The following is a 22,027-nucleotide window of genomic DNA, read 5'->3' as shown; positions in this document are numbered from 1 at the left end:
TACGCTACAAATAGAAAGAGAAATCTATGCCTCTTCTACACCTCTTAAATAAAGAGTTTTTAAATCAGATTAAACATTTTTCCTATAAAATTGCAAAACCGTCTAATACCGCATACTGATTTCCCTCTTTATCTTATATAAATTAATTAAGTAAAGTGAATAGAGTATCCACACTACTAAAAAAAATGTGGCACAAAACATAAACATTACAATGAGTGGCAACAGTAAAGAACTTTCTATTGCTATTCCACCTCTTCTTAGAATACTTGCTGGCTGATGGAGAGTAGACCATAAATTCACGGAAAATTTTACTATAGGAATATTTATAGCACTAAAGATGGCAAATACTGCTGCTGATTTTTCTGCCCTCGCTTCATTATCAAAAGCGCTCCACAATGAAAGGTAGCCAACATATAGGAAAAATAAAATCAGCATCGAAGTAAGCCTTGCATCCCATACCCACCAAGTGCCCCAGGTTCCTTTTCCCCAGATGCTGCCTGTGATTAAACATATTGCCGAAAAGACTGTCCCTGCAGGAGCAGCAGCATGTGCCAAGACACTAGCAATGCTATTGTTCCACACCAATGAAATGAAACTAAGTGATGCAATTAATCCATATATTCCAAGAGCAAGCCATGCAGAAGGCACATGAATGTACATGATTCGTACAATTTCTCCTTGTTTATAATCTTCTGGAGAGAAGAATAACGCCAAAGACATTCCAATTAAAAAACATACGAAACAAATAACCCCAAGCCAAGGTAGAGCTTTCTTGGAAAAATAAGAGAAATTTGTGGGCTTTAATAAAAACATTCGTTTTGAGAATAATTGTGTTAAGAATTTACCAATTAGTTTGAGTTTTATCAACAGGATAGTTTTTCTATATTTACGTAGGTCAACAAATTAGCATAATTTCAGTAGCAGATTGCTAGCCATTATTTTTAGTATAACACTATATAAAACATGACCCTTAAAAAGCTTAATCTACACTTAGTATCAGATTCAAGTGGTGAAACTGTTATATCAGTTGCAAAATCAGCCCTGAAACACTTTCGTTCTATAGAAACGATCGAATATGTTTGGTCTTTTGTAAAAGGAGAAGAGCAGATTGACAAAATTCTGGAGGAAATTAATAGGAAAAGTGATGAGCACAATTTTGTTATATGCACTATTACTGATGATGAGCTAAGAAAATATCTAAAAGATAACTGTATAAAGTTGAAAATTCCCTATAGAGCAATATTATCACATATTATTAGAGAAATTTCGTCCTATCTTGAAATTGAAAAAGACGAAAAGCTTGACTTGCATACTGAGATAAATAACGAATATTTTCAGCGCATTGAGGCAATAAACTACACTATTAATCATGATGATGGACAAAATATTCAAGATATTGATAAAGCAGATATAATTTTGGTTGGAGTTTCACGTACATCAAAATCTCCCACCAGTACGTATTTAGCTTACCGAGGCTATAAGGTTGCAAATATTCCTTTTGTTAGTGGAGTACCCTTTTATGTCGACTTGGCAAAATTAAAAAATAAACTAACGATAGGGGTAACAATAGACGTAAGTAGGCTAATAGAAATACGCAAAAATAGACTTACTTCAATTAACAACGAAGATAATAATATATATGCTAACCCTGAAAAAGTAGAAAAGGAAATTAAAGAAGCAGAGGAACTATTTAAGCAGAATAACTGGCCAATTATTGATGTCACGCAAAAGTCAATCGAAGAAGTATCAGCAACAATTATACAATATTTTAATAAAATGTTATCAATTGACTAACTCTTGATAAGTGATTATAATGTAAAGTAATTTAATTCTTACTATAGATATGAAAGTCAAAGGGTCGCTAAAGTCTCATCGTAACAGAGATAAAAATTGTAAAGTTGTGAAAAGGGGTGGTAAGATTTACATTATAAATAAGGTAAAGCCAAGGTGTAAAGCGCGTCAAGGTTCTTAGCTTTTTGTTCACCTTTTCATGTTATATATTTTTTATATGTGAAAGTACGGTGCTTATATCTAAAAAGAAGCAAAAGTTACTGTGTTTAAGCGCAGCCTTACTCATTTCTTCTCTTACATTATATTTCAGCATTAGCACAATTACAGGTAAACGTGGCTTATTGACGCTAATAGACTTAAAAAAAGAAATCGAGTACAATAAACTTTTGCTAAAAGATGTCTCTTCTGAAAAGGAAAAGTTGGACAACAAAGTATTTAGCTTATATGAAAAAAGCTTAGATTTAGATCTGCTTGATGAGCAAGCAAAAAATGCTTTAGGTTATGTGAACCCTAATGAACTTATGGTTGTTCTTGACGTGGAATAGCAGTGTATAGCTAGAGATTGACTTTACCAAAATAATGGTTGTGGAAGCGCTCAATTTTTTGATCAAAAAGGAACAAGTTTAGTAAAAAATAATGATATTATTAGTGGAACATAAAATAGTCCCACTGCAGTACTGATTAGAAGCAACAGAGTAGCTTTATCTGGTTGATAATTCAAAATATTAGCAAGTATTATACTGGACCCAGAAACTGGAATAATAGCTAGCAACATCAGTGCTTTATATATGCTCTCATCGTATATACCTATAACATGCTTGTCTAAAAGGACAATTCCTAAAACAAACAGTGGCCAGAATACGTACTTTGCTGTAATAGTGATCAAAGCAAGCTTCCAATCTACTTTAAAGCTTGTAATATTCGCAATGCTCACTCCAAGTAGCACCATTCCTAGTGTAACAAATGTACTTCTAATATTCATCATAACATCTGTTAAAAAAGTAGGTATTTGTATATCGTATATACTTAAAAAGAAGCCCAGAACCATCGCATAAAGCGAAGGAAGTTTGAACAACTTTAATATGCATTCTTTTGCGGTATAAATACCATTTGCGGCTATGTAAAATCCTAAGCTATTTTCAAACAACGCCATTCCTATATAACAAACAACATATACAGATACTGAATCTTCATCAAATAAAGCCATGGCAATCGGCAGGCCAAAATAACCCATACTTGTGCTGCCCGAGCTAAATGCTAATATGTTTCTTGTGTTATCCTTAAATAAAAAAGAAGAAAGATAATACACTGATAAGGACATAGTGCTACCTATAAACCATATCAAAATCGGCAGAGAAATTACTTTTAAATTAACTTCTGTATGAGAGACTCCATATAAAATCACTATTGGATTAGCTATATAAAAGAGTATTTGAGATATAGTATTTCTATCAATTTTAAGATATTTTCCTGCTAAGTAACCAATAAATATTGTAATATAAATAGGTAATATTTTGAGAAAAAGAGTAAGGAACATACTAGCCTATTGTAATATTTTTGATTGATAAAGTGACATTAGATCTTAAGGTGTTGTAAAAGTAAACAAAATTTATTTTCCAATTTATCCAGCTCATAGTTAATTAAATTAGTGCCAAAATTTGTTTTTACATAGGACTTAAGAATGATATTTTTATGATAAAATTATGTTAAGTTTCTGTAAAGCTTCTTGCATATTTTTAAATAATGACATATTTACTAAAAATTAAACTTCTTGTAATAGTTTAGACTTGATCTGACAGGCTGATAAAGTAAGATAAAAATATAAACAAATTTTAAAGGAGTGTCAGATATGGGTACAACACAAGAAAAAATACTAAAACCAAAGTTAGGATTGCTAGAACTTGCAAAACAATTAGGACAGGCATGTAAAGTGATGGGATATTCAAGGGATACGTTTTATCGTTTCAAAGAACTATATGAAACAGGAGGAGATGGTATGAATAAGTATTGCTTGGTTGGAAGCAAGAGAAGATAATAACTTCTCAGAGTGGATAGGTGGCAGGTTGGATGTTTTTCTGAAGCACTTTCTGCCCAGGGAGTAGAAAGAAGACTTCGTGGGGGAGATTAACTGCCCATACGCGTCAAGTTAAGGAAAAGTGTAAGTAAAATTGATAGAGTGAAGGAAAAGAATAAGGTATAAGTTCTCTTGGATATGTGAATGAGAGAACTTACAATGGACAGAATAGCTTGCTTATCAAAAGACCTCAATGAATTCTTTAATGAAAAAGCAGACGAAATATCAATTGCAGTAGGTTTTATAAAAAGAAAGAGAAAACTTAATGGCTCATCATTCATAAAAGCTATGGTTTTTGGTAACATAGGAGTTGGTGATTGTAGCATAGAAACAATGTGCCAATTGCTAAATGGAGACTCGATAGAAATTACAAAACAGGGTTTGGATTTTAGATTTACTGAAGAAGCAGTGGAATTTATGAAAAGAATGTATAATGAATCTTTAGTTTTATTTAAAAACAGCTTACAGGTTGATTGCAGAATTTTGAAGCAATTTAGAAGCATTAAGCTATTGGATAGTAGCTATATTAGCCTGCCCAGTAGCATGGAAGATATGTACAAAGGATATGGGAGTAGCTATAGAGATTGTGAGAGTAATACCAAATCAGGAATAAAGCTGCAGTTAGTCTTTGATTACCTGAACCAAGCGCTAGATAAGTTAAATTTAATAGAAGGAATAAGGTCGGATCAAGGTTATAGGGATTATCTGAACGGTTTATCAGCCAATGATTTGCTAATATTTGATTTGTGCTACTTTGTGCCTAGTTCTTTTAAACAGATTGATGAAGCAGGTGCATATTTTGTTAGTCGTTATAAGTCTGATACCAATATATATGATATAGAAACAAATCAAAAAATAGAGTTGTTGGAATGTTTAGAAGGTCAATCCCTTCTAGAGATGGAAGTGCTATTAGGAAAAGAAGTAAAAATTAAAGTGAGAATTATATGTCAAAAATTAACTGAAGAACAGTCTATAATTAGAAGAAGAAGGGCTAATAAGTTAGCAAAATCACATGGATATACATCTTCTCAAAAGAATCAAAAATTGCTGGATTGGTCGATATTCATAACTAACGTTCCAGAGAGTAAAATCAGCGCTGAACAAGTATTAACAGTTTACAGGGTAAGATGGCAGATTGAATTATTATTTAAATTGTATAAGAGTCACATCAGGCTTGACGAACTTAAAGGAAAACCATACAGAGTATTATGTGAACTATACGCTAAATTGTGCGCAATTCTTATATTTCATGGAATAGTTGGTTGTATAAAACTGAAAGAGAATACAGAGCTGAGTTTAACAAAGGCATTCATTGAATTAAAAAGAAGGATTAGGGAGTTGTTTTTAGCGTTAAGCAGTAAAATTAATAATTTGAGAATTTTCCTGAAAAAACTTACCACAGACTGGTCACAATTTTCTGTGAAAGATAGATATAGAAAAACTAGAGTATCCACCTTAAGTTCATTGAATTTTCTTACCCTTGCTTCTTAACTTGACGCGTATGGTTAAAAATCACATTCTTTTGGACGTCAATTGAAGCTCTTAAGTCGATACCACTGGTTGAACAGATACAAATAAGACAAATTTCTCAAAAAATCTTTTAAAATGTTAACTTAACATCACCATCACTTCATTATAGAAAACGGCCTACTGTTTCTTCAAGACTTGAAGCTTTTCTCATTTTTTCGCGCTTTGTCCAAGAGTCCACTTTTGTTGCATCAGATTGATTAATTGTTTCAGAACGAATCAACTCTCCAGATCTAGTAAAAAAACCTCGTTCAATAGCATCACGTACTGAACACCCACCAAGCAAACATTGTTCCCCTATTCGTTCCTCACAATTCTGTAATTTTTTCCACTTTTCTTGATCTTCTACTTCTACCTTTATTAGATTTTGCTTATCAGGGTATAATCTCACTTCCAACTCTCCCAAGCCAGTATCGAAAGTCAATACTATATTACTACCATCTGCTAGGCCTACATAATTCCTTATAGCGTTTTCCGTTATAATTTCTACCTCACTCTTACCTATCTTTATTATATTTCTTCCGTATTGTACACCTTCCTGAGTGATACCTAAACCCCTTGCTCCATTTGTAATATTTGCAACATCTACTTTACTATCCTGTGAATATTCAAGATAGAGAGTAGAGTTGTCGATTTTTACGTCTCTTACCTTACCACTTGTTGCGCTTTGAACGATTGTTATGAAATCTAAAGCACGATTCTCATAATCTGCATAAGCGTTTTTCATATTAGCTTTGTGGCTTTCAAACTCTTCCAGTTCGTCAATTACATATATACTGCTTATGTTGTACAAAATTGCCCCTTTTGATATCAATTGACATACTATACCACTAGCAACTTCTATATTCCTTGAACCTTCGGAACTCTTTCTTAATTCACTAATCTTTCTTATCACAAAATCTGTAAAACTATATTCCTTTTCATATACCTTTCCGTATATACTACCCTGGTTAGGAAAGTTCAGCCTTACCCCAAGTTCTATAGCTTCGTTTACAACGCGTTTTAACTCATCTATATCTTTGGATTTATTTACCCTACCCAAAAATATTTTCAACTTTTCCGACTGATCTAATATTAAATCATCCCATAGAGTTCTAAGCTTAGGCAAACGTTTTTTGTCCTTCCACTCTTCGTAATCAATCGCTCCTGCTTCTAGCAGCAACTTTTTTGCTTCTTTGAAATGAGTTTCATTACCATAACAAGCCTCCCTAATCTTTTGAAAAACTCGAGACTTTCCTTCGCAATCAGGAAGATTGAGAATCTCTTTAAGACCTTCATTTCCTTTGTGCTGATTGAAAAACTTTCTTAGTCGATTAGTGTTAAAGCTATGACCGCAAATACCTTCTAAATCATTTTTTGCTTCCAATTGCTCCTGAGTTAAAAAGATCTGTTCTAAAAGATTCACTTCAAAAGGTTTTTTGTTAATAATTACAATGTCTAGAGGAGTTTTTCCTTGTCTGTCAGTTTGACCACGTGCTCCTTTTTTCAGAAGCAAAGGTATATTTAAAGTATTATAATAAGCAGCATAGTGCAAAGGTGTTTGCCCTTCACTGTTAACTATGTTAGGATCAGCACCAGATTTTAAAAGTAAAGTCATAAATGCACTAACTGCACAACCTATGTCTTTTTCCACTGCTAAATACTCCATACCTTGTATTACATGTAGTATTGTCAATTTGGATTCTCCCCTTTGAAGATTGAGAACAGCTTTTAGATCATCACCTTTGTTATCGTGTAAAAAGTCCTCAAACCTTGTAATGTCACAAAATGGAAAGTCTGTAAGAAGATTTAACAGTGCCTTATTCAAATTTTTTTGGTTATCTTTTAAATCAGGTACGTTGAAAGACCAATCAGATATTAAATTTTTGAATTTTTCCCTTTTAATAATAGAGGTCAAAGAGCTGTTATCACTAAGCAGCAACGAGTATTTAATTGACTCATACTTATCATCTACCCGCCCCTCCTTCTGTTCTACCTTTACCTCCTTTAAATACTCTGTATCATCATCTTTAATGCGTTTAGCTAGATCCTTTAAAAATTCAATATCTCTGTTTTCCAGTAAAGGTAATGCCCCCTTCTTCATGAGAATCGAGACCATTTTTGTACTTCGTCCAGCTAAGTATAATGGAGTGCGCCGTTTTTCATCTAACGCATTAACATCAGCTCCATTGTTTATAAGATACTCTACTATTTTTATTTTTTGGCTCAAGACAGCATGATGTAGAGGAGTGCTTCCGTCATTATACTTCTTATTAACACTTGCTCCATTTTTTATTAGGATCTCTACCATTCTTGTGTTCCCTTGTGAGATAGCATAATATAATGGATCACGATTGTACGCATCAATTGTGTTAACATCAGCTCCTCCTTTTATAAGGGTTTCTACCATTTGTTTGTTGTTTTTTAAAACAGCAAAACTTAATTGGCACAATGTACCTGGATCTACTTGCTTTAATCTCTCTTCTATTTTACTAACTACATTACTCTTACTTAAACCAACATCAGCGTTAGCAGAATTTAATACTTCCTACAATTTATTCAATTCCATAACTCCACCTCGGTTAAAAATACTACGCACCATTTTCACACGCATGACATAAAATGCAAGAACTAATATGACATGCAACATTCGTCCTTAGGCATTTGAGGTAAGCTTTGCCTATTCACTTCACATTCATTTAGCCTACTATTAGGCTTTAATACTGCATATGTAATGCCACCAGCAATGGCCCCAACAATCAATGCAGCAGTAGCTGATATTGATAAACTAAGATGAATAGCAGTACATCCAATAGCCACACTTGTCAACATGGTCATTATTCCTACACAGAAACTGGTCTTTATTGCTCTATTAGTTATAGTTAGGTGTTTATTTTCTGTCACTTTTTGATACTGTATCACATTTTTACCATCAGCCAGACTTCCCGAGGTTTTGGGACACTCCCTTACTCGAAGACTAAGATACTTAACTATATCTTTGTAACCATTAGAATCTGCCAAATCGGAAGGAGTCTCACCTCTAAAGTTTTTTACATCAATAGTAGCCTTTTCTTCCTCTACAAGATATTCAACTATATCGTAGCGATTCATTCTAGCAGATTCATGTAATGGAGTATCGCCATTTTTTTCGCTTACTACATTAACATCAGATTCCTTTTCTAACAGAGCTTTAACTATGCCTAAACAGCCCACCTCACAAGCAATATGCAAAGCAGTGCATCCTTCTTCGTTTCGTGCTTCAAAACTAGCTCCTTTGTCTAACAGAAATTGAACTACTTCCAAATGACCACATCCAGCAGCTTCATTTAAAGCAGTATCGCCTTCATAGTTTGTTGCATTAATATCAGTACCTTTGCCTAATAGAGCTTTAACGATTTCTAAGTAACCCTCTCGAGCAGCAATATGCAATACACATTTGAAACTATTCTTTCGTATGTCAGCATTATTCATTTGGCCCAATAGAGCTTTAACTATTTCTAAGTGGTCCTCGCTAGCAGCAATATGCAAAGCAGTACAGTCTTCGTTGTTTCGTGCCTCAACACTGGCTCCTTTTCCTAATAGAACTTGAACTACTTCTAAGTGGCCTGCTTTAGCAGCAATATGTAAGGCAGTGTCACCATTATCTTTTTGCGCATCAACATCAGCACCATTATCTAGTAGAATTTGAATTACGTTTAAGTGACCCATCTGAATAGCGATATGCAGCGGAGTAGCTCCTTCATTGTTTATTACCTCAACACTGGCTCCTTTTTCTAACAGAAATTGAACTACGTCTAAGTGACACATTTCAGCGGCAATATGCAAAGGAGTGTCATTATCATCGGTTGCTTGGTTAATATTGATTTTTTCTTCACTTATAAAGTACTCAACCACTTTTAATTTACCCATTTCAGTAGCAGAATGAAGAGCAGTGCATCCTTCTTCGTTTCGTGCCTCAACACTAGCTCCTTTTCCTAATAGAACTTGAACTACTTCTAAGTGGCCTGCTTTAGCAGCAATATGTAAGGCAGTGTCACCATTATCTTTTTGCGCATCAACATCAGCACCATTATCTAGTAGAACTTGAATTACGTTTAAGTGACCCATCTGAACAGCGATATGCAGCGGAGTAGCTCCTTCATTGTTTATTACCTCAACAGTAGCTCCTTTTTTTAACAGGGTTCCAACGATTACGAAGCGGCCCCTGCCAGCAGCAAGATGCAAAGGCGTGTTACCATTGTTGTCTTTTATCTCAACACTAGCTCCTTTGTTTAATAGATCTTGAACTTTCTCTAAGGAACCATGAAAAGCAAAATTAAGTAAGTCAGTATGTATATTACTTTCGTGTACACAATGCTCATCTGTTTTTAAGTGACTATCGAGCGTAGCTAAATATGAATACGTAATATTTTGATTAACTTGATAAATTGGTATGGTCTGTGTTGCATAAAAACCTTGTTCTTTTGACCGCTTTTCTATTCCATCAACCATACTGTTCTCTTCTAAATCTGCTTGAATATTTATTGGACTAGATACTTCTTCCAATTGATTACCCACGACACTACCTTAACTTAAAAACTTATGTTTTAATTATTACACAATTATTATAATTAGCAATAGTTTTATATTTTTTTCAGAATTACAAATTTATTGTATTCAGATATAGGAAAATACCTTTTGTCTCTAAAAAACATTGCAACCAAGTATTACAAAGATTTCAATTATTTACTTCTTCAAAGATCCCAAAAAGATCGTATCTTTGTAAGAACAAGCTACGTAAAAGTAGGGTTATGAAAATAGGAACTTGCAATCTTTGCAACACAGTCAGGGAAATTAGTTCGTATGTGGATTTAGCGAAAGTGAGCCAATGTAGCTGGTTTTGGCATATAATAAAATTATAATATAAAAAAGTTCGCACAGATCATTTGGTAGACCACGCGATTCCAAGAAAAAATCTTCTCACGCTAGCTGGTTTTGGTTGCTGGAAATGGTTGCATAGTTTAAATTTATTAATGTTATATACTACCAAATTAATAGCTGCTCATTTAAGAACCTCATTCAACTTTACCCAACTCTACACCTATACTTTTTGAAACATTGCTGCAAGTAGAAAAAACAGGTTACCCACCTTAACTTCTTTAAATTTGCTCACAATCTTTACTTGATGCATAAGGTTTTTGTTACACTCCTTTCATCTACCGATTACCTCTACCTACCGCCTTTACCTTTGCTAAGGTCAGAAACACGACTAGCTTCAGGACCTTCTAAACTCGACTGTGGCAGGCCACCAAAATTACTGGAATCACTAACACTAAGCGATATAGGTGCTTCTACTGGTCCACACCCTCCTCCCACTCTGTGATATCCTAATTCTAGATAAGTACGTAGTAATGGATCAATTTGTTCTCTATTTTGAATGTATGCTTGCAATTGCACATCTTGAAATCCCGGATCATTCCTGAATAATTGTGAAATGCTCACTCTTATGTTCTGAAAGTAATTTCTATCTCTGTTTGGGTGGCCTCTTCCAAGAAAATCACGCATAATATTTACAACATTCTGAACTTGTTCTCCAGGATTTTCATTTAGGACTCTATTAATATCTGTAGCATTTTCTAATGCCCATAAACCACAATTCCAACCATCTGTTTGCTGACGAACAGAAACATTATTAATCCTGATATTATTTCCTAAGTTATTTTGAATGATATCGGTAATACCACCTGGAACAGCAGTAGCAGTTGAATCAGCATAGTACCCAACATAGTTCCCATTTTGACGTTCAATCACTAGTGTAACCCAATGAGTATTATTTAAAGTAATGATTAAAGTTAAACGCTGTTGTTCTTCATTTTCCCTAAATTGATTTAATACTCTAACAATGTGCTCGTTACCGTCATTCCTTGCCAAATTAGCTACTTCAAAAGTGCGATTACCTTCAGTACGAAGCTGATATCGCAATCTTCCAGCGTGAGCTATATCAATTTGTTGAAGCCAGTAATCATAATGTCCATTTCTCGTCGCAAATTCTAGTGTAAGTAGATCATTTACTTCTATCCCTTGATTTCCAAGAATATCTCTTATTTGTCTTCTTATCTCTTGTGCTGTAGGAATGGAATTATCACCTCTCCTTATTCTTGACCTTAGTATTTCTAGGAGTTGTTGTATACTACCTTCGAAGGTAATAATACTAACACATCGATTATCACCTAGATCAAACGGTAAAATCCGGTTCCGTTCGGGATTTTCTCGAATATAATTTATTAAATTTTCACGAGTCTGATCTGATAATAGACCCTCTGGTGGATTTTCATCAATAACACTTTCAGGTCCCACTAATACTCCTGGTCTTGAGTCACGACCACCACAATCAAGTCTATGTACATACTCTTCTCTTCCTATTCCTTCTGGAATAGATATAAGACCTTCTACTCTCTCTGCACCTGCATTAAATATAAGAGGAAATAAAACCACCTCATTTCCAGAAGTAATAAGCAAATATCCTCTTTGCTTGTTCATAAGTTCTTTTATTCGATCTTTTGCGTTATTCTCCTTTTGTGCTACTTCTTCTGCATTACCAGCAAATCTTAATACATATCCAATTGGATGAGTATCTGGATCATTTTCTGTAGGTTGTCTTAATAATAAAAGGTCTAATCTCTGTTCTGTAATTCTTGTGAGTATTACCCTTTCTCCTTCTTCTTCCTGCCCCCTTTTCAAACTATATGTTTGACCAACTTTATACATAGCAAGCACTTTATAAGGATTATCACTAGCATAAAATGTACCATGTAGTATAGAACGAAACTTATCCTCACTATTAACATTTATTGCATCCATAAGCGGCATCAATGCTCCAGAGATCTCTTGAAATAGTTCTCTATGCTGACCTACATTTTTCCAGCCATCATCCATAACCCTTTCTGAAATACCATGTACATTTTCAGCATTAGGTACTTGTACAAGATCACCATCAAGAAAATTATTTGCATTATTATTTTGATAATCGTGATATAAACCAAGGTCATTTGGTTGATCAATATCTAGCTCAAATTGGTCATTAAGTGTGCATGAAACTTCCCATGCATGAACATTATTTCTATTAACATTAAGAGCTTGTAAATCGATAGCTTCTTGCTGTTGCGCATCGTGAGCTCTAATATGAAGTATAACTATATCAGAACCTTCAGCATGAAAGACCATAGTTAAACATCTTAAACCCTCATCACCATGTCTAAATATATACTTTGTTACAGGTACTTCTCCTCCCCCTTCAAGTTGTAAATGGTGCCTATCAAAAGCACTACTTCCAAAAGCAAAACCAGTTATATAGTCAAATATTCTGTTATAATTCTCTGCATTCATTGGTATTTCAGCAGGAAGATGGTGAAGTAAGAAATCTCTAATGTTTTCCCCAACTTCTTCATTTTCTACACACTCAAATAATCTTTGCACTAAAGGGAATCTATCCTGTTGAAGCCCTACTGTATCCATACTAAAAGGAACTTGATTTAAATTGAAATTTAATCCAACACAAACAGCATGTCTTGATTCAGTATGGATGGGTATAAATGAAGAAACATGTAACCTTTCAGCGTGACCTATGGCACGGTTTAATGCAGTAACTGATAATGTTTCAAATATAGCAAGATTAATGACAATAGGAACGTTTTCTCTTTCTGCTTGACGACGTACAAGAAAAGCAGCATATGAACTCCCAGGAGACAAATCAAGGTCAATATCTATTGTGTAGCGATGACTAAAATTTGCTAAGAAACCTAATAAAAACCCGTGACCCTCAAATCTTTGATTGCGATCTTCAATATTATTTTCCAGTACTTGTCTGTAATTATCATAGATGTCAGTTATGTATGGCAAAATTTCTCTGCGTATTCTATCTCTTACATCTTGTCTTCTATCACTCGCTAGCATTTCCATAAAATTGGAAATTCCTGGTTGACCCTGTGCTACTTGCGCAAAATTGACAAGATTATCAAGTTGTGCACGCTGGTTTTGATTGAGTTGTATTCCATTTATTTGCTTAATTGTCATGTTATTTCCTAGAAGTTGCCTAAGAAAATTGATCTCAGATGCTGAATACTTGGCAAATTTATCCTTATCTTCACGATCTTTTTCACGAATCGCCTCTAATACTGTTGCAATTGCCTCTCCCTGACTCTTGCCCTTTCCATGCATGCATACTTTGTATTGCTCAAAATTTAGGTCTTCTTTCCTTAAACCTTGATTTTGCCGTCTAATCTCTTGCACTAGAGCATTTCTCTCCCTTGTACTGAACCTTAACCCATCACTATTAGGACGATCAGAAATACTGTAACATCTGATAACTTTCTGTCCGTCACGATAAACAGCGACTTTTAGGTTTCCTGTATTTCGATTTTCACCATTACGTGGATTAACACCATGGTTATCAAAACGAAAATAGACTCTCTCATTTGCATTTAAGATATTAGCATCATGTGCAGTAGAAAACATACTAAAAAAGAATACAGGAAGGAAACTACCTGCACTTACATGATACAAAAAAGATGGACATTGATCTAAAAAAGATTCAAATCTTTGTCTAAATCCTTCAAGATCTCCATTCACCAAACTCCTAATAAGTCCATCACCATTACTCATACAAAATACCCCTTATTTACTACGACCAGAAACACCAAGAGTTCATAAGTAGATTACTTATTACCACTAAGCGTAAAGACGCTTTTTTTCTTATAAGAAGAAACACCACTTACACTAGGAGTTCCAAGCTCAGACTGTGGACCATCATCAACTGGCAAAGTTGTTTTCTTACTACCATGAGCTTTAGATCGTGTCCGTAAATTATACCTAGGGCCATCACCTCCAGGTGGTAAAATTGTTTTCTCTAACTCAGAGAATAATTCTTTCGCCAAATCATCGTAGTTTATACTTTCTTCCATTCCTTCCCTACCGCATAATCTAAGATCTCTTATTATTAGTTTTTTAAAGAGCTCAAACTTTTCAGGAAAGCAATCTTTGGCAAATGAGATCATATCTAATATTTCTTTTTTCTCTATTTCTTTTTCTTCATCAGTCTTATAAATGTCTTCTCGTCTCCAATTGACTATTAACCCTGCAAATACACCACTTGTAGGAACTGTATAGTTAGAAGTATTAACAGCAGCCTTTCTATATTCATCCAAGCTACCACACTCCCAAATCTTCATAATTGCAGATCTAGCTTGAACACTTGACTCAAGATTTTCCAACATCACATCTGAAAGAGAGGAAAGAAAAAGCTCATAGTCTCGCTGTGAGAATATTTTGTCCGCACAGTCTCCTCCTGCTGAAACGCCTTTATAACACCAGCACTGTACCAAATCATGAACCGTATCAAAAAAACATGACTCTATTAATTTAGCAAGAAGGGGATATACTCCCTTATCTTTCTGCAGCAATTTCTGTAAAAGAGTATCTTTATCACCTATATTCCTTACACAAAAATCTAAAATAGGAGCATCTTTCTCAACAGATTGAGGACGAGAAAGAGCAATAATAGCTTCTGTAAGTTTCTTTTCCTTATCTTCTTCTTTTAAATGATTATAAAAATACTCTACTCCTTCGCTCCACTTAAGTTTTACAGCACTGTCAAAACCTTCTACTGCATCATACTTCTTTAATTCCCCAGATTCTCTATCGATCCAGAAATCAAACACAGGACCATTTCTCTTTATAGTATCTAGCAGGGAGTTTCGTACGTATTTGTTAATTTCAGTTTCAGTTTTACCATCAAATGCACCAGGAGGAAAACTGTCCTTGCAAAATTCAAATCTTTTTTGAAAGAGTGGATGAATTTTATCCACTACACAGTAACTACAAGCCATCTCATATTTGCGAAGTGGATTATCGATTTCTCCTATTTTCTCTTCAGTCAATCTTTGACCTAAAGCAGCATTATCCAACCTTACACCTGACCAGCAACCTTCATCTTGGAATACATTGTGCAAAAACTTCAACTTATCACCCTTAAAGTATTTTATGTGCTCCATAAAGTTATCTTGAAGGACTCCCACCCATCTCTTGATAGCTGACTTCCTCCCGGCAGCAACTGTTGGATCTGGATGTTTAACAGCTTCCTGTAATTTTTTAGACATTGCAGCCCGAAGCTCTTTCTGTGTTGGCATTAACCCCTCCTATTAAGTATTTATATAAAAAAGGCATTGTACAGACATTAGAATGGATTGCAATATTAAAATTACTAGAATAGAGGGTTTAATAAAAAAACGTTATGGCTAAAACTTCTTTTCTTGAATTTTCTCAATATAATCAACAGAAAACCCTGTTATTTCAGCAATAACATCAATAGAAACACCCGCCTTGAGTGAATTTTTAGCCACAGCTATTTTAGCCTGTTTTTCGCCCTCTTCCCTGCTTTTTTCATGTCCGATTTGGATGGCTTCTTTATTTATGAGCTATATTAGCTGTGGTATTGTGTAGCAGATTATCCAATCTGGTGCTTCTCTACCTTTTTCCCACTTAGCAAACCTCATCTTTTCTTTTAGGTAATATTCTCTATAGGCTTCTATTGGATTACTACATTTATATCGATCAGGTAACGCTTGTGTAAAAATTTGTATATCAGCTGATTGAAAAATTAGCAAATCCTTATTATTATCACACCAATCTATAACTTCTTCGGATTTATGCGTTCTTTTGTATCGCAAGCTATACTCTATGCACAATTCTTTTCCATGCTTTATCAACCAATTAAAGTTTCCTTTTGAGTGTCTAGCCCATAGAGAACAAGGGTGGTTTTTGTGAGTAAGTTTATATGGAACTTCTATATTCTGGTCTGTGATGCTGACTAAAGGATTTGGCACTTTTAATGCTATTGAAAAAACATTACTTAATAACTGAGCAGTTTCTAATGGCATTTTTACTATATGCTTATCACATAACATTTTTGCCGCAATCTCTGGGTTTTCATCTAGTACAAAGATGTTCATCTAAACATCCAAAGATAGAATCAGCTTAAGTCTTTAATTTCATTAGCTGTAAGACCAGTAGTTTGAGCTATAATATCAATAGAAACACCTGCTTTAAGTAGATTTTTTGCAGCTGTCATCTTAGCTTGTTTTTCACCCTTCTCCACGCCAATTTGAATACCTTCCTCCTTGCCTTCAGCTCTGCCTTTTTCATGTCCGATTAGGATGCCTTTTTCAGTAGCATCATCAAGTTTTTGAGCGAGTACAGCCTGTTCATCAAGAATACGTTTTATTTCCTGTTCATAGGCAATAAATTCTTTTTCTGACCAGTTAAATCTATTTAGTTCTTCATAGGCCTTTTTAATTATTACATCACTGCCTATTATTTTTTCCAGCTCTTCTTCACTAGTTTCGTCTGCATATCGAAAAAAATAAACCCATTTTTCAACTATATTTTCCAACTGATCTTCCTTATTCTTTGGAAATTTTGGCAACTCAATAAATATAAAATAGAAATCTTTTAGATCATGCTCATTAGTGTCTTCATCTCGAATAGTATGCTTTGATTTGTACTCAGATTTATTAGGAAACAGTACACAATCTGCTATAGCAATGAAGATAATTTCCTTAAGGTTATGGTATTGATCGCCCTGATCAGCTTGTCTTGAATAAGCTTTAGCTGCATAGTATTGGGCACGTTTTTCAAAGCCTTTAGTTTTAGCGACCTGAATCTCGCAAATGTATTGAGCACCTGTAGAATCTCTACAGAGAACATCAACAATACTTTGCTTTTTAGCAGCAATATCAGGGTCTTGAATAGTACTTAAAAACTCTATATCTTTTATTTCATTTTTACCAGTAAAGCCAAGAATATCATTGAGGAAGTGAATAAGGATATCTTTATTTTTTTCAGTACCGAAGATACGCTTAAACGATACATCATTTTTGGGATCAAGAAACTTAGAAAAAGTCATAAGAAATCAACCTAAAAAGCATTAATAATTATACACAATTCTGAAGAAATATTCAACGTTTTTATATTGGGTTTACCAAATCTTGTTTTTTTAAGCTTCGAGAAAAAAACGACCTTCAGAGGTGGACTTAGAATCGCATTCTCTGCTTTAGACGTCCTTTTGTATATCTTTTTATTAACCCCCCTGTAAAGTATCTTAAAAGGCTAGCAAATGAATATCATGAATTTAGCAACTGTGATGGCCATCGAAGACACCCTTCAATAGCGTTTATTTTTCTCTCATGATTAGTTTATTAAATTCCTTCTCAGTTAAAATTTTAACACCTAGTTCTAAAGCTTTGTGATACTTTGACCCTGGATCTTTACCTACAACCACAAAATCCGTATTTTTGGACACACTAGAGCTAACTTTTACACCTAAAGATTCGGCTTTTGCTTGCGCTTCCTTTCTTTCCATTGTCAAGAGGGTCCCAGTAAAAACCACTATTTTTCCGCTAAGAGGGGAATTACTAACATTAGCACTAACAGGCTCAATCTTTAGTTGAGAAGCAAGATCATTTACCATTTCAATATTATCCTCTTCAGAGAAAAATTCCTCCAAGGAAGTTATGGTCTCTTCGCCTACGCCTATTATGCTCATTAATTTATCAGGAGCTTCGCTGTCATAAGATAATTGAGCCATCCAATTTTCATAAGATTGATAATGCTTTGCTAGTAATTTTGCTACATGTGGTCCGACGTATCGAATCCCTAGAGAAGATATAAATCTGTCAAGGGTTATGGTTTTTCTACTATTGATAAAATTCAATAAGTTAGATATTAATTTTTCACCCCACCCTTCTTGTTCACTTAAGTTGAAATTTTTTAGTTTTTCTTCCAGAGTAAAAATATCAGGGATCTGTTTTACTAAACCAAGGTTATAGAGAGATTCCAGTTGTTTGTCACCAAAGCCAGTAATGTCAAAAGCATCATTGGAAACAAAATATTTTAACCTTTCTATGATTTGAGCTTTACAGATAACCCTTGAACATCTTATTGCTGCTTCTTCTGGAACTTTGTATATTGAACTGCCACACTCTGGACAAATCTTAGGAAATTTAAATTTAGGTGTGTTTTCAGGGCGAGAACTTTTATCAACTTCTACAATCTTTGGAATGACGTTTCCTGCCCGCTCTACTACCACGATGTCGCCCTCACGTATATCTTTACGCTTGATTTCATCTTGATTATGTAAAGTTACTCTACTGATCAGAACCCCTCCTATATTTATCGGAACTAATTCAGCAACTGGAGTCAATTGGCTCGTTCTGCCGACTTGCACCGATATTTTTTTTATTTTAGTTTTTCCTTGAGCTGCAGGAAGTTTATGTGCCATTGCCCAACGTGGTGCTTTGTTGGTATCAACTATGTTTTTTTAAAAATTTTTTATTTGTAGTTTTGCAACTTCATATGGGCAATAAAAACCCATTTGTTATAGAAACAGAATTTTGTATCAAACAGCCACCACAGCAATTTCTGCTTAAGTTAATGAATATGCGCTTTTAATGTGTGTGGACGCGCATATTCATTAACCAATTTCAGTTATTGCTATGTAAATTTTTAAATATGCAAATTAACTGCTTCTTTAAGCCTTGCATTAGCAATCACTATTATTTTACGCATTAGAGCTGTTATAGCCACCATCTTTTTCTTACCACTTTCAATAAGCTTAGAATAAAAGGCACCAAGTGCAGATTTGGACCTTGCAGCAGCCATGGCAGCTGTAAAAAGCTTTGAACGAACGTTACTTCTTCCACCTATAATCCTTCGGTAGCCAATAGCTTTACCACTTTCCTTAGGATGAGGCGCAACACCTGCAAGGCTTGCAATTTGCCTTTTATTTAAAGAACCAAGTTCCGGTATGAGACACAATAAACATTGAGAGGTTTTTCTACCTATTCCAGGGACTGTTTCAAGAATTTTTTGGCATCGTTGCAATTCAGGATTTTCATTGACTATTTTTTGTATAGCTTGATCAAGCTTTTCTACCTGGTTGTTGAGGAATTCAATAGCTTGTTGACAACTTTCCTTAATGTAATCATTTCCAGGAGTTTTTAGCCTATTCTTCTCTTGAACAAGCATTTTCGTAATATCGTCACGACGCTGACAAAGTGCAAACAAGGTGGTTTGTTCTTTTGAGATAGGTGTAAATAGCTGCAGATGTCCACAACGCTCAGAACCATATTGGGCAAGCGCTTTTGCATCAAGACTGTCGGTCTTTGCCAAAGTTCCATGAGATAGAATGAAGTTTTTAACTTGACGAGTATTAGCACGATGCACAGCAATGTTTCTATCAATAAGAAAATACAATAAGCCAAGCTCATAACCTCCTGTAGCTTCTAAAATTACCATGGAGTTGGGCAAGATATTTGAAAATTTTTGGTAGAATTGTTTCCAACCAACACAACTATTGTCAAATTTGATGACACCTTTTTGTTCATTAACTGCAGTAACAAATTCAAGTTTTCCGATATCAATGCCAATAAAATTTTGATAAGATGTAACCATAAAGAACCTCGAGAGTTTAAGTTAAAATTTAAGATTGTAAACGGGTGCATATATATGTCCCAAACAACTATTCAAACGTCTCGAAGGATAGGCTTGAGTACCTTGATATCTACGTATGTTATAATACTACCGTCTTACGGTCGCTCAAGCCTGGCGATAACCACATTTTTATAGAGTTATCTTCCTTCTTGCTTCTTTTTATATCACATTTCCAACTTACAATTTCTTAGCATAGATCCCGCTAACACGTAGCGGGATGACGAGCTTATCGTCATGTAACTGCGAACCGTCATACCGCGATTCATTCGCGGTATTTCTTAGCATAAATCTCGCTAACAAGTAGCGGGATGACGGTTGTCAGGGTGTCATGCAAGTAGCTAACACTGGGATCCAGGAAAAAGAATGGTGTCATCCGAGTAGCTTGACACTGGCATCCAGGAAACTTAATTGCAAGTAATGCATTGAGTTTGGTGAGTATGGGTTTTGCGTTATAGAATGAAGCACTTTTGGTGAATTTGTAAAGAAAGCTGGATCCCAGTGTCAAGCACTGGGATGACAAGAAAGGGAGCACTGGAATTTTTATTTCAGTATTGTACATTAGCCATGCATCTGAACAGATACGAGCTTTCTGCTTTTTTGGGGTAAGGTCAGTTAAAAAGGTTTTACAACAACCATAATAACTATAACTATTATCAATACTGTAACTGCTTCATTTAAAACGCGAAAATAAATATGTGACTTCTTATTTGAACTCATTGCAAAGTTTTTCCTATGCATTGCAAGTAGTCCATGAATGATAAACATAAAAAATAATGCTAGTGCTTTCACATGAAACCATCCTTCACGATATGCTTCCCTAATAACCATTAGTGTAATTCCAATACCAAGTGAGAAAAGCATTGCAGGGTTTATGATATATCTAAGTAGCCTCTTTTCCATTGTTTGAAGCAAGCTATCATTTTCCGATCCAGGTTTTACAGTTACGTGGTAGACATAAAGCCTGGGCAAATAAAGCATACCTGCCATCCACATGATGACAGAGATAACGTGAAAAGCCTCAAGCCAGTGATAATAATCCATTGAGATTTATTACAAAATGTTAAAAATTTTTGATATTATCTTAGTTTAATGAAAAAGAAATCGATATGAAAGCAGAAAATTTCACTAAAGAACAGATAATTGGATTTTACAGGAAAATGCTACTCATACGCAGATTTGAGGAAAAAGCAGGACAATTATATGGAATGGGATTAATAGGCGGGTTCTGTCACCTATCAATAGGACAAGAAGCAGTCGCAGTTGGAACTCAAGCTGCATCAAAATTAGGTGACGCTTTTATCACAAGTTATAGAGACCATGGCTTAATGCTCGCATGTGATTCTGATCCAAATGTTGTAATGGCAGAGCTTACCGGCAAAGAAACTGGATGCTCGAAAGGTAAAGGTGGTTCGATGCACGTATTTGACGTTGAAAAAAAATTTTTCGGCGGGCATGGAATAGTGGGAGCACAAGTTCCAATTGGCACAGGAATAGCATTTGCTAATAAGTATAAGAAAAAAGATAACGTGGTATTTACATATTTTGGCGACGGTGCTGCAAATCAAGGACAAGTATATGAATCATTTAATATGGCATCTTTGTGGGAGTTGCCTGTGGTTTACATCATAGAAAATAATGAATACGCAATGGGAACCTCCGTGCAAAGATCAACTTTAGTAACAGAGTTATATAAAAGAGGAGAAAGTTTTGGTATTCCTGGAAAACAAGTTGATGGAATGGATTTTCTCTCTGTTTATGAGGCTACAAGCGAAGCAGCGGAACACACACGCAGCGGAAAAGGGCCTATCCTGCTTGAAATGAAGACATATCGATATCGCGGTCACTCAATGTCAGACCCTGCTACTTATCGCTTAAAAGAAGAAGTTGAAGATATGAAGCAAAATCATGACCCTATAGGCACTTTAAAGAAATACATGACAGATAATAAAATTGCTTCAGAAGAAGAGTGCAAAGTAATTGATAAGGAAATACGTGATTTAGTAAAAAAGTCGGAAGATTTTGCCAAAAATAGTAAAGAACCAAGCGTTGATGAGCTGTATACTGATGTTTATAAATTTGTTAGCTAATTTTTTTTATCCAGAACTGTACAAACATTGTATAGTAAACCATACG

At 34.8% G+C, this 22,027-nt stretch carries 16 protein-coding genes and 3 pseudogenes; 6 read left to right on the top strand and 13 right to left on the bottom strand.

What is annotated here, in order from left to right; translation table 11 throughout:
• Nucleotides 1-102: 102 nt before the first annotated feature.
• Nucleotides 103-813 carry a heme ABC transporter permease CcmC gene (gene ccmC, locus OPR57_RS04460; RefSeq protein WP_265037555.1) on the bottom strand — a complete coding sequence of 237 codons (711 nt, stop codon included), beginning with the start codon at nt 811-813 and terminating at the stop codon, nt 103-105.
• Between the two features lie 150 nt (nt 814-963).
• On the opposite strand from ccmC, the gene OPR57_RS04455 reads away from it, so the two are divergent.
• From OPR57_RS04455 to OPR57_RS04445, 3 genes are read left to right on the top strand one after another with little or no spacing between them, the layout of a single operon-like run.
• Nucleotides 964-1,794: a pyruvate, water dikinase regulatory protein gene (locus OPR57_RS04455; RefSeq protein WP_265035913.1), complete on the top strand. Its 831-nt coding sequence runs from the start codon at nt 964-966 to the stop codon at nt 1,792-1,794.
• Nucleotides 1,795-1,843: 49 nt separating this feature from the next.
• Nucleotides 1,844-1,972 (top strand): type B 50S ribosomal protein L36, encoded by a 129-nt coding sequence (gene ykgO, locus OPR57_RS04450; RefSeq protein ID WP_006279631.1) that lies wholly within the window; start codon nt 1,844-1,846, stop codon nt 1,970-1,972.
• 49 nt (nt 1,973-2,021) lie between these two features.
• Nucleotides 2,022-2,336 carry an FtsB family cell division protein gene (locus OPR57_RS04445; protein ID WP_265035912.1) on the top strand — a complete coding sequence of 105 codons (315 nt, stop codon included), beginning with the start codon at nt 2,022-2,024 and terminating at the stop codon, nt 2,334-2,336.
• Nucleotides 2,337-2,398: 62 nt separating this feature from the next.
• Here OPR57_RS04445 and OPR57_RS04440 read toward each other — a convergent pair whose 3' ends face one another.
• Nucleotides 2,399-3,328, bottom strand: coding sequence for an AEC family transporter (locus OPR57_RS04440; RefSeq protein ID WP_265035911.1), 930 nt, complete (start codon nt 3,326-3,328; stop codon nt 2,399-2,401).
• Nucleotides 3,329-3,640: 312 nt separating this feature from the next.
• Here OPR57_RS04440 and OPR57_RS04435 point away from each other — a divergent pair.
• Together OPR57_RS04435 and OPR57_RS04430 are read left to right on the top strand one after the other, a co-directional pair.
• Nucleotides 3,641-3,784: pseudogene (locus tag OPR57_RS04435) on the top strand (helix-turn-helix domain-containing protein); the annotation flags it as partial.
• Nucleotides 3,785-4,024: 240 nt separating this feature from the next.
• Nucleotides 4,025-5,356: an IS4 family transposase gene (locus OPR57_RS04430; protein WP_406831669.1), complete on the top strand. Its 1,332-nt coding sequence runs from the start codon at nt 4,025-4,027 to the stop codon at nt 5,354-5,356.
• 142 nt (nt 5,357-5,498) lie between these two features.
• Here the strand turns inward: OPR57_RS04430 and OPR57_RS04425 are convergent, their stop codons facing one another.
• The 11 genes and pseudogenes from OPR57_RS04425 to hemJ all read right to left on the bottom strand — a co-directional run bounded on the left by OPR57_RS04425 (nt 5,499) and on the right by hemJ (nt 20,935).
• Nucleotides 5,499-7,781 carry an ankyrin repeat domain-containing protein gene (locus OPR57_RS04425; protein ID WP_265035908.1) on the bottom strand — a complete coding sequence of 761 codons (2,283 nt, stop codon included), beginning with the start codon at nt 7,779-7,781 and terminating at the stop codon, nt 5,499-5,501.
• Between the two features lie 221 nt (nt 7,782-8,002).
• Nucleotides 8,003-9,928 (bottom strand): ankyrin repeat domain-containing protein, encoded by a 1,926-nt coding sequence (locus tag OPR57_RS04420; protein WP_265035907.1) that lies wholly within the window; start codon nt 9,926-9,928, stop codon nt 8,003-8,005.
• A 651-nt stretch (nt 9,929-10,579) separates the two neighbouring features.
• Nucleotides 10,580-14,011 carry a cytoplasmic incompatibility factor CifB gene (locus tag OPR57_RS04415; protein ID WP_320157483.1) on the bottom strand — a complete coding sequence of 1,144 codons (3,432 nt, stop codon included), beginning with the start codon at nt 14,009-14,011 and terminating at the stop codon, nt 10,580-10,582.
• A gap of 53 nt (nt 14,012-14,064) precedes the next feature.
• Nucleotides 14,065-15,534, bottom strand: a complete 1,470-nt coding sequence (locus tag OPR57_RS04410; protein WP_265035906.1) for a cytoplasmic incompatibility factor CifA — start codon at nt 15,532-15,534, stop codon at nt 14,065-14,067.
• Between the two features lie 108 nt (nt 15,535-15,642).
• A pseudogene (locus OPR57_RS08160) lies at nt 15,643-15,813 on the bottom strand (pyrimidine dimer DNA glycosylase/endonuclease V); the annotation flags it as partial.
• A 9-nt stretch (nt 15,814-15,822) separates the two neighbouring features.
• A complete protein-coding gene (locus tag OPR57_RS04405) occupies nt 15,823-16,356 on the bottom strand; it encodes a pyrimidine dimer DNA glycosylase/endonuclease V (protein WP_265035904.1) in 534 nt (177 codons plus the stop codon).
• A gap of 20 nt (nt 16,357-16,376) precedes the next feature.
• Nucleotides 16,377-17,309, bottom strand: a complete 933-nt coding sequence (locus OPR57_RS04400) for an Rpn family recombination-promoting nuclease/putative transposase (protein ID WP_265035902.1) — start codon at nt 17,307-17,309, stop codon at nt 16,377-16,379.
• A gap of 267 nt (nt 17,310-17,576) precedes the next feature.
• Nucleotides 17,577-18,707, bottom strand: a pseudogene (ligA, locus tag OPR57_RS04395) (NAD-dependent DNA ligase LigA); the annotation flags it as partial.
• A gap of 200 nt (nt 18,708-18,907) precedes the next feature.
• Nucleotides 18,908-19,855: an IS110 family transposase gene (locus OPR57_RS04390; protein WP_265035888.1), complete on the bottom strand. Its 948-nt coding sequence runs from the start codon at nt 19,853-19,855 to the stop codon at nt 18,908-18,910.
• A gap of 301 nt (nt 19,856-20,156) precedes the next feature.
• A complete protein-coding gene (locus OPR57_RS04385) occupies nt 20,157-20,426 on the bottom strand; it encodes a hypothetical protein (protein WP_265035898.1) in 270 nt (89 codons plus the stop codon).
• An 80-nt stretch (nt 20,427-20,506) separates the two neighbouring features.
• Nucleotides 20,507-20,935 carry a protoporphyrinogen oxidase HemJ gene (gene hemJ / locus OPR57_RS04380; protein ID WP_265035896.1) on the bottom strand — a complete coding sequence of 143 codons (429 nt, stop codon included), beginning with the start codon at nt 20,933-20,935 and terminating at the stop codon, nt 20,507-20,509.
• Nucleotides 20,936-21,000: 65 nt separating this feature from the next.
• On the opposite strand from hemJ, the gene pdhA reads away from it, so the two are divergent.
• A complete protein-coding gene (gene pdhA / locus OPR57_RS04375; RefSeq protein ID WP_265035894.1) occupies nt 21,001-21,981 on the top strand; it encodes a pyruvate dehydrogenase (acetyl-transferring) E1 component subunit alpha in 981 nt (326 codons plus the stop codon).
• Nucleotides 21,982-22,027: the final 46 nt, after the last annotated feature.

The organism is Wolbachia endosymbiont (group A) of Anomoia purmunda, from assembly GCF_947251545.1.
GTDB lineage: Bacteria > Pseudomonadota > Alphaproteobacteria > Rickettsiales > Anaplasmataceae > Wolbachia.
This window is presented reverse-complemented; position numbering and strand designations above follow the sequence as displayed.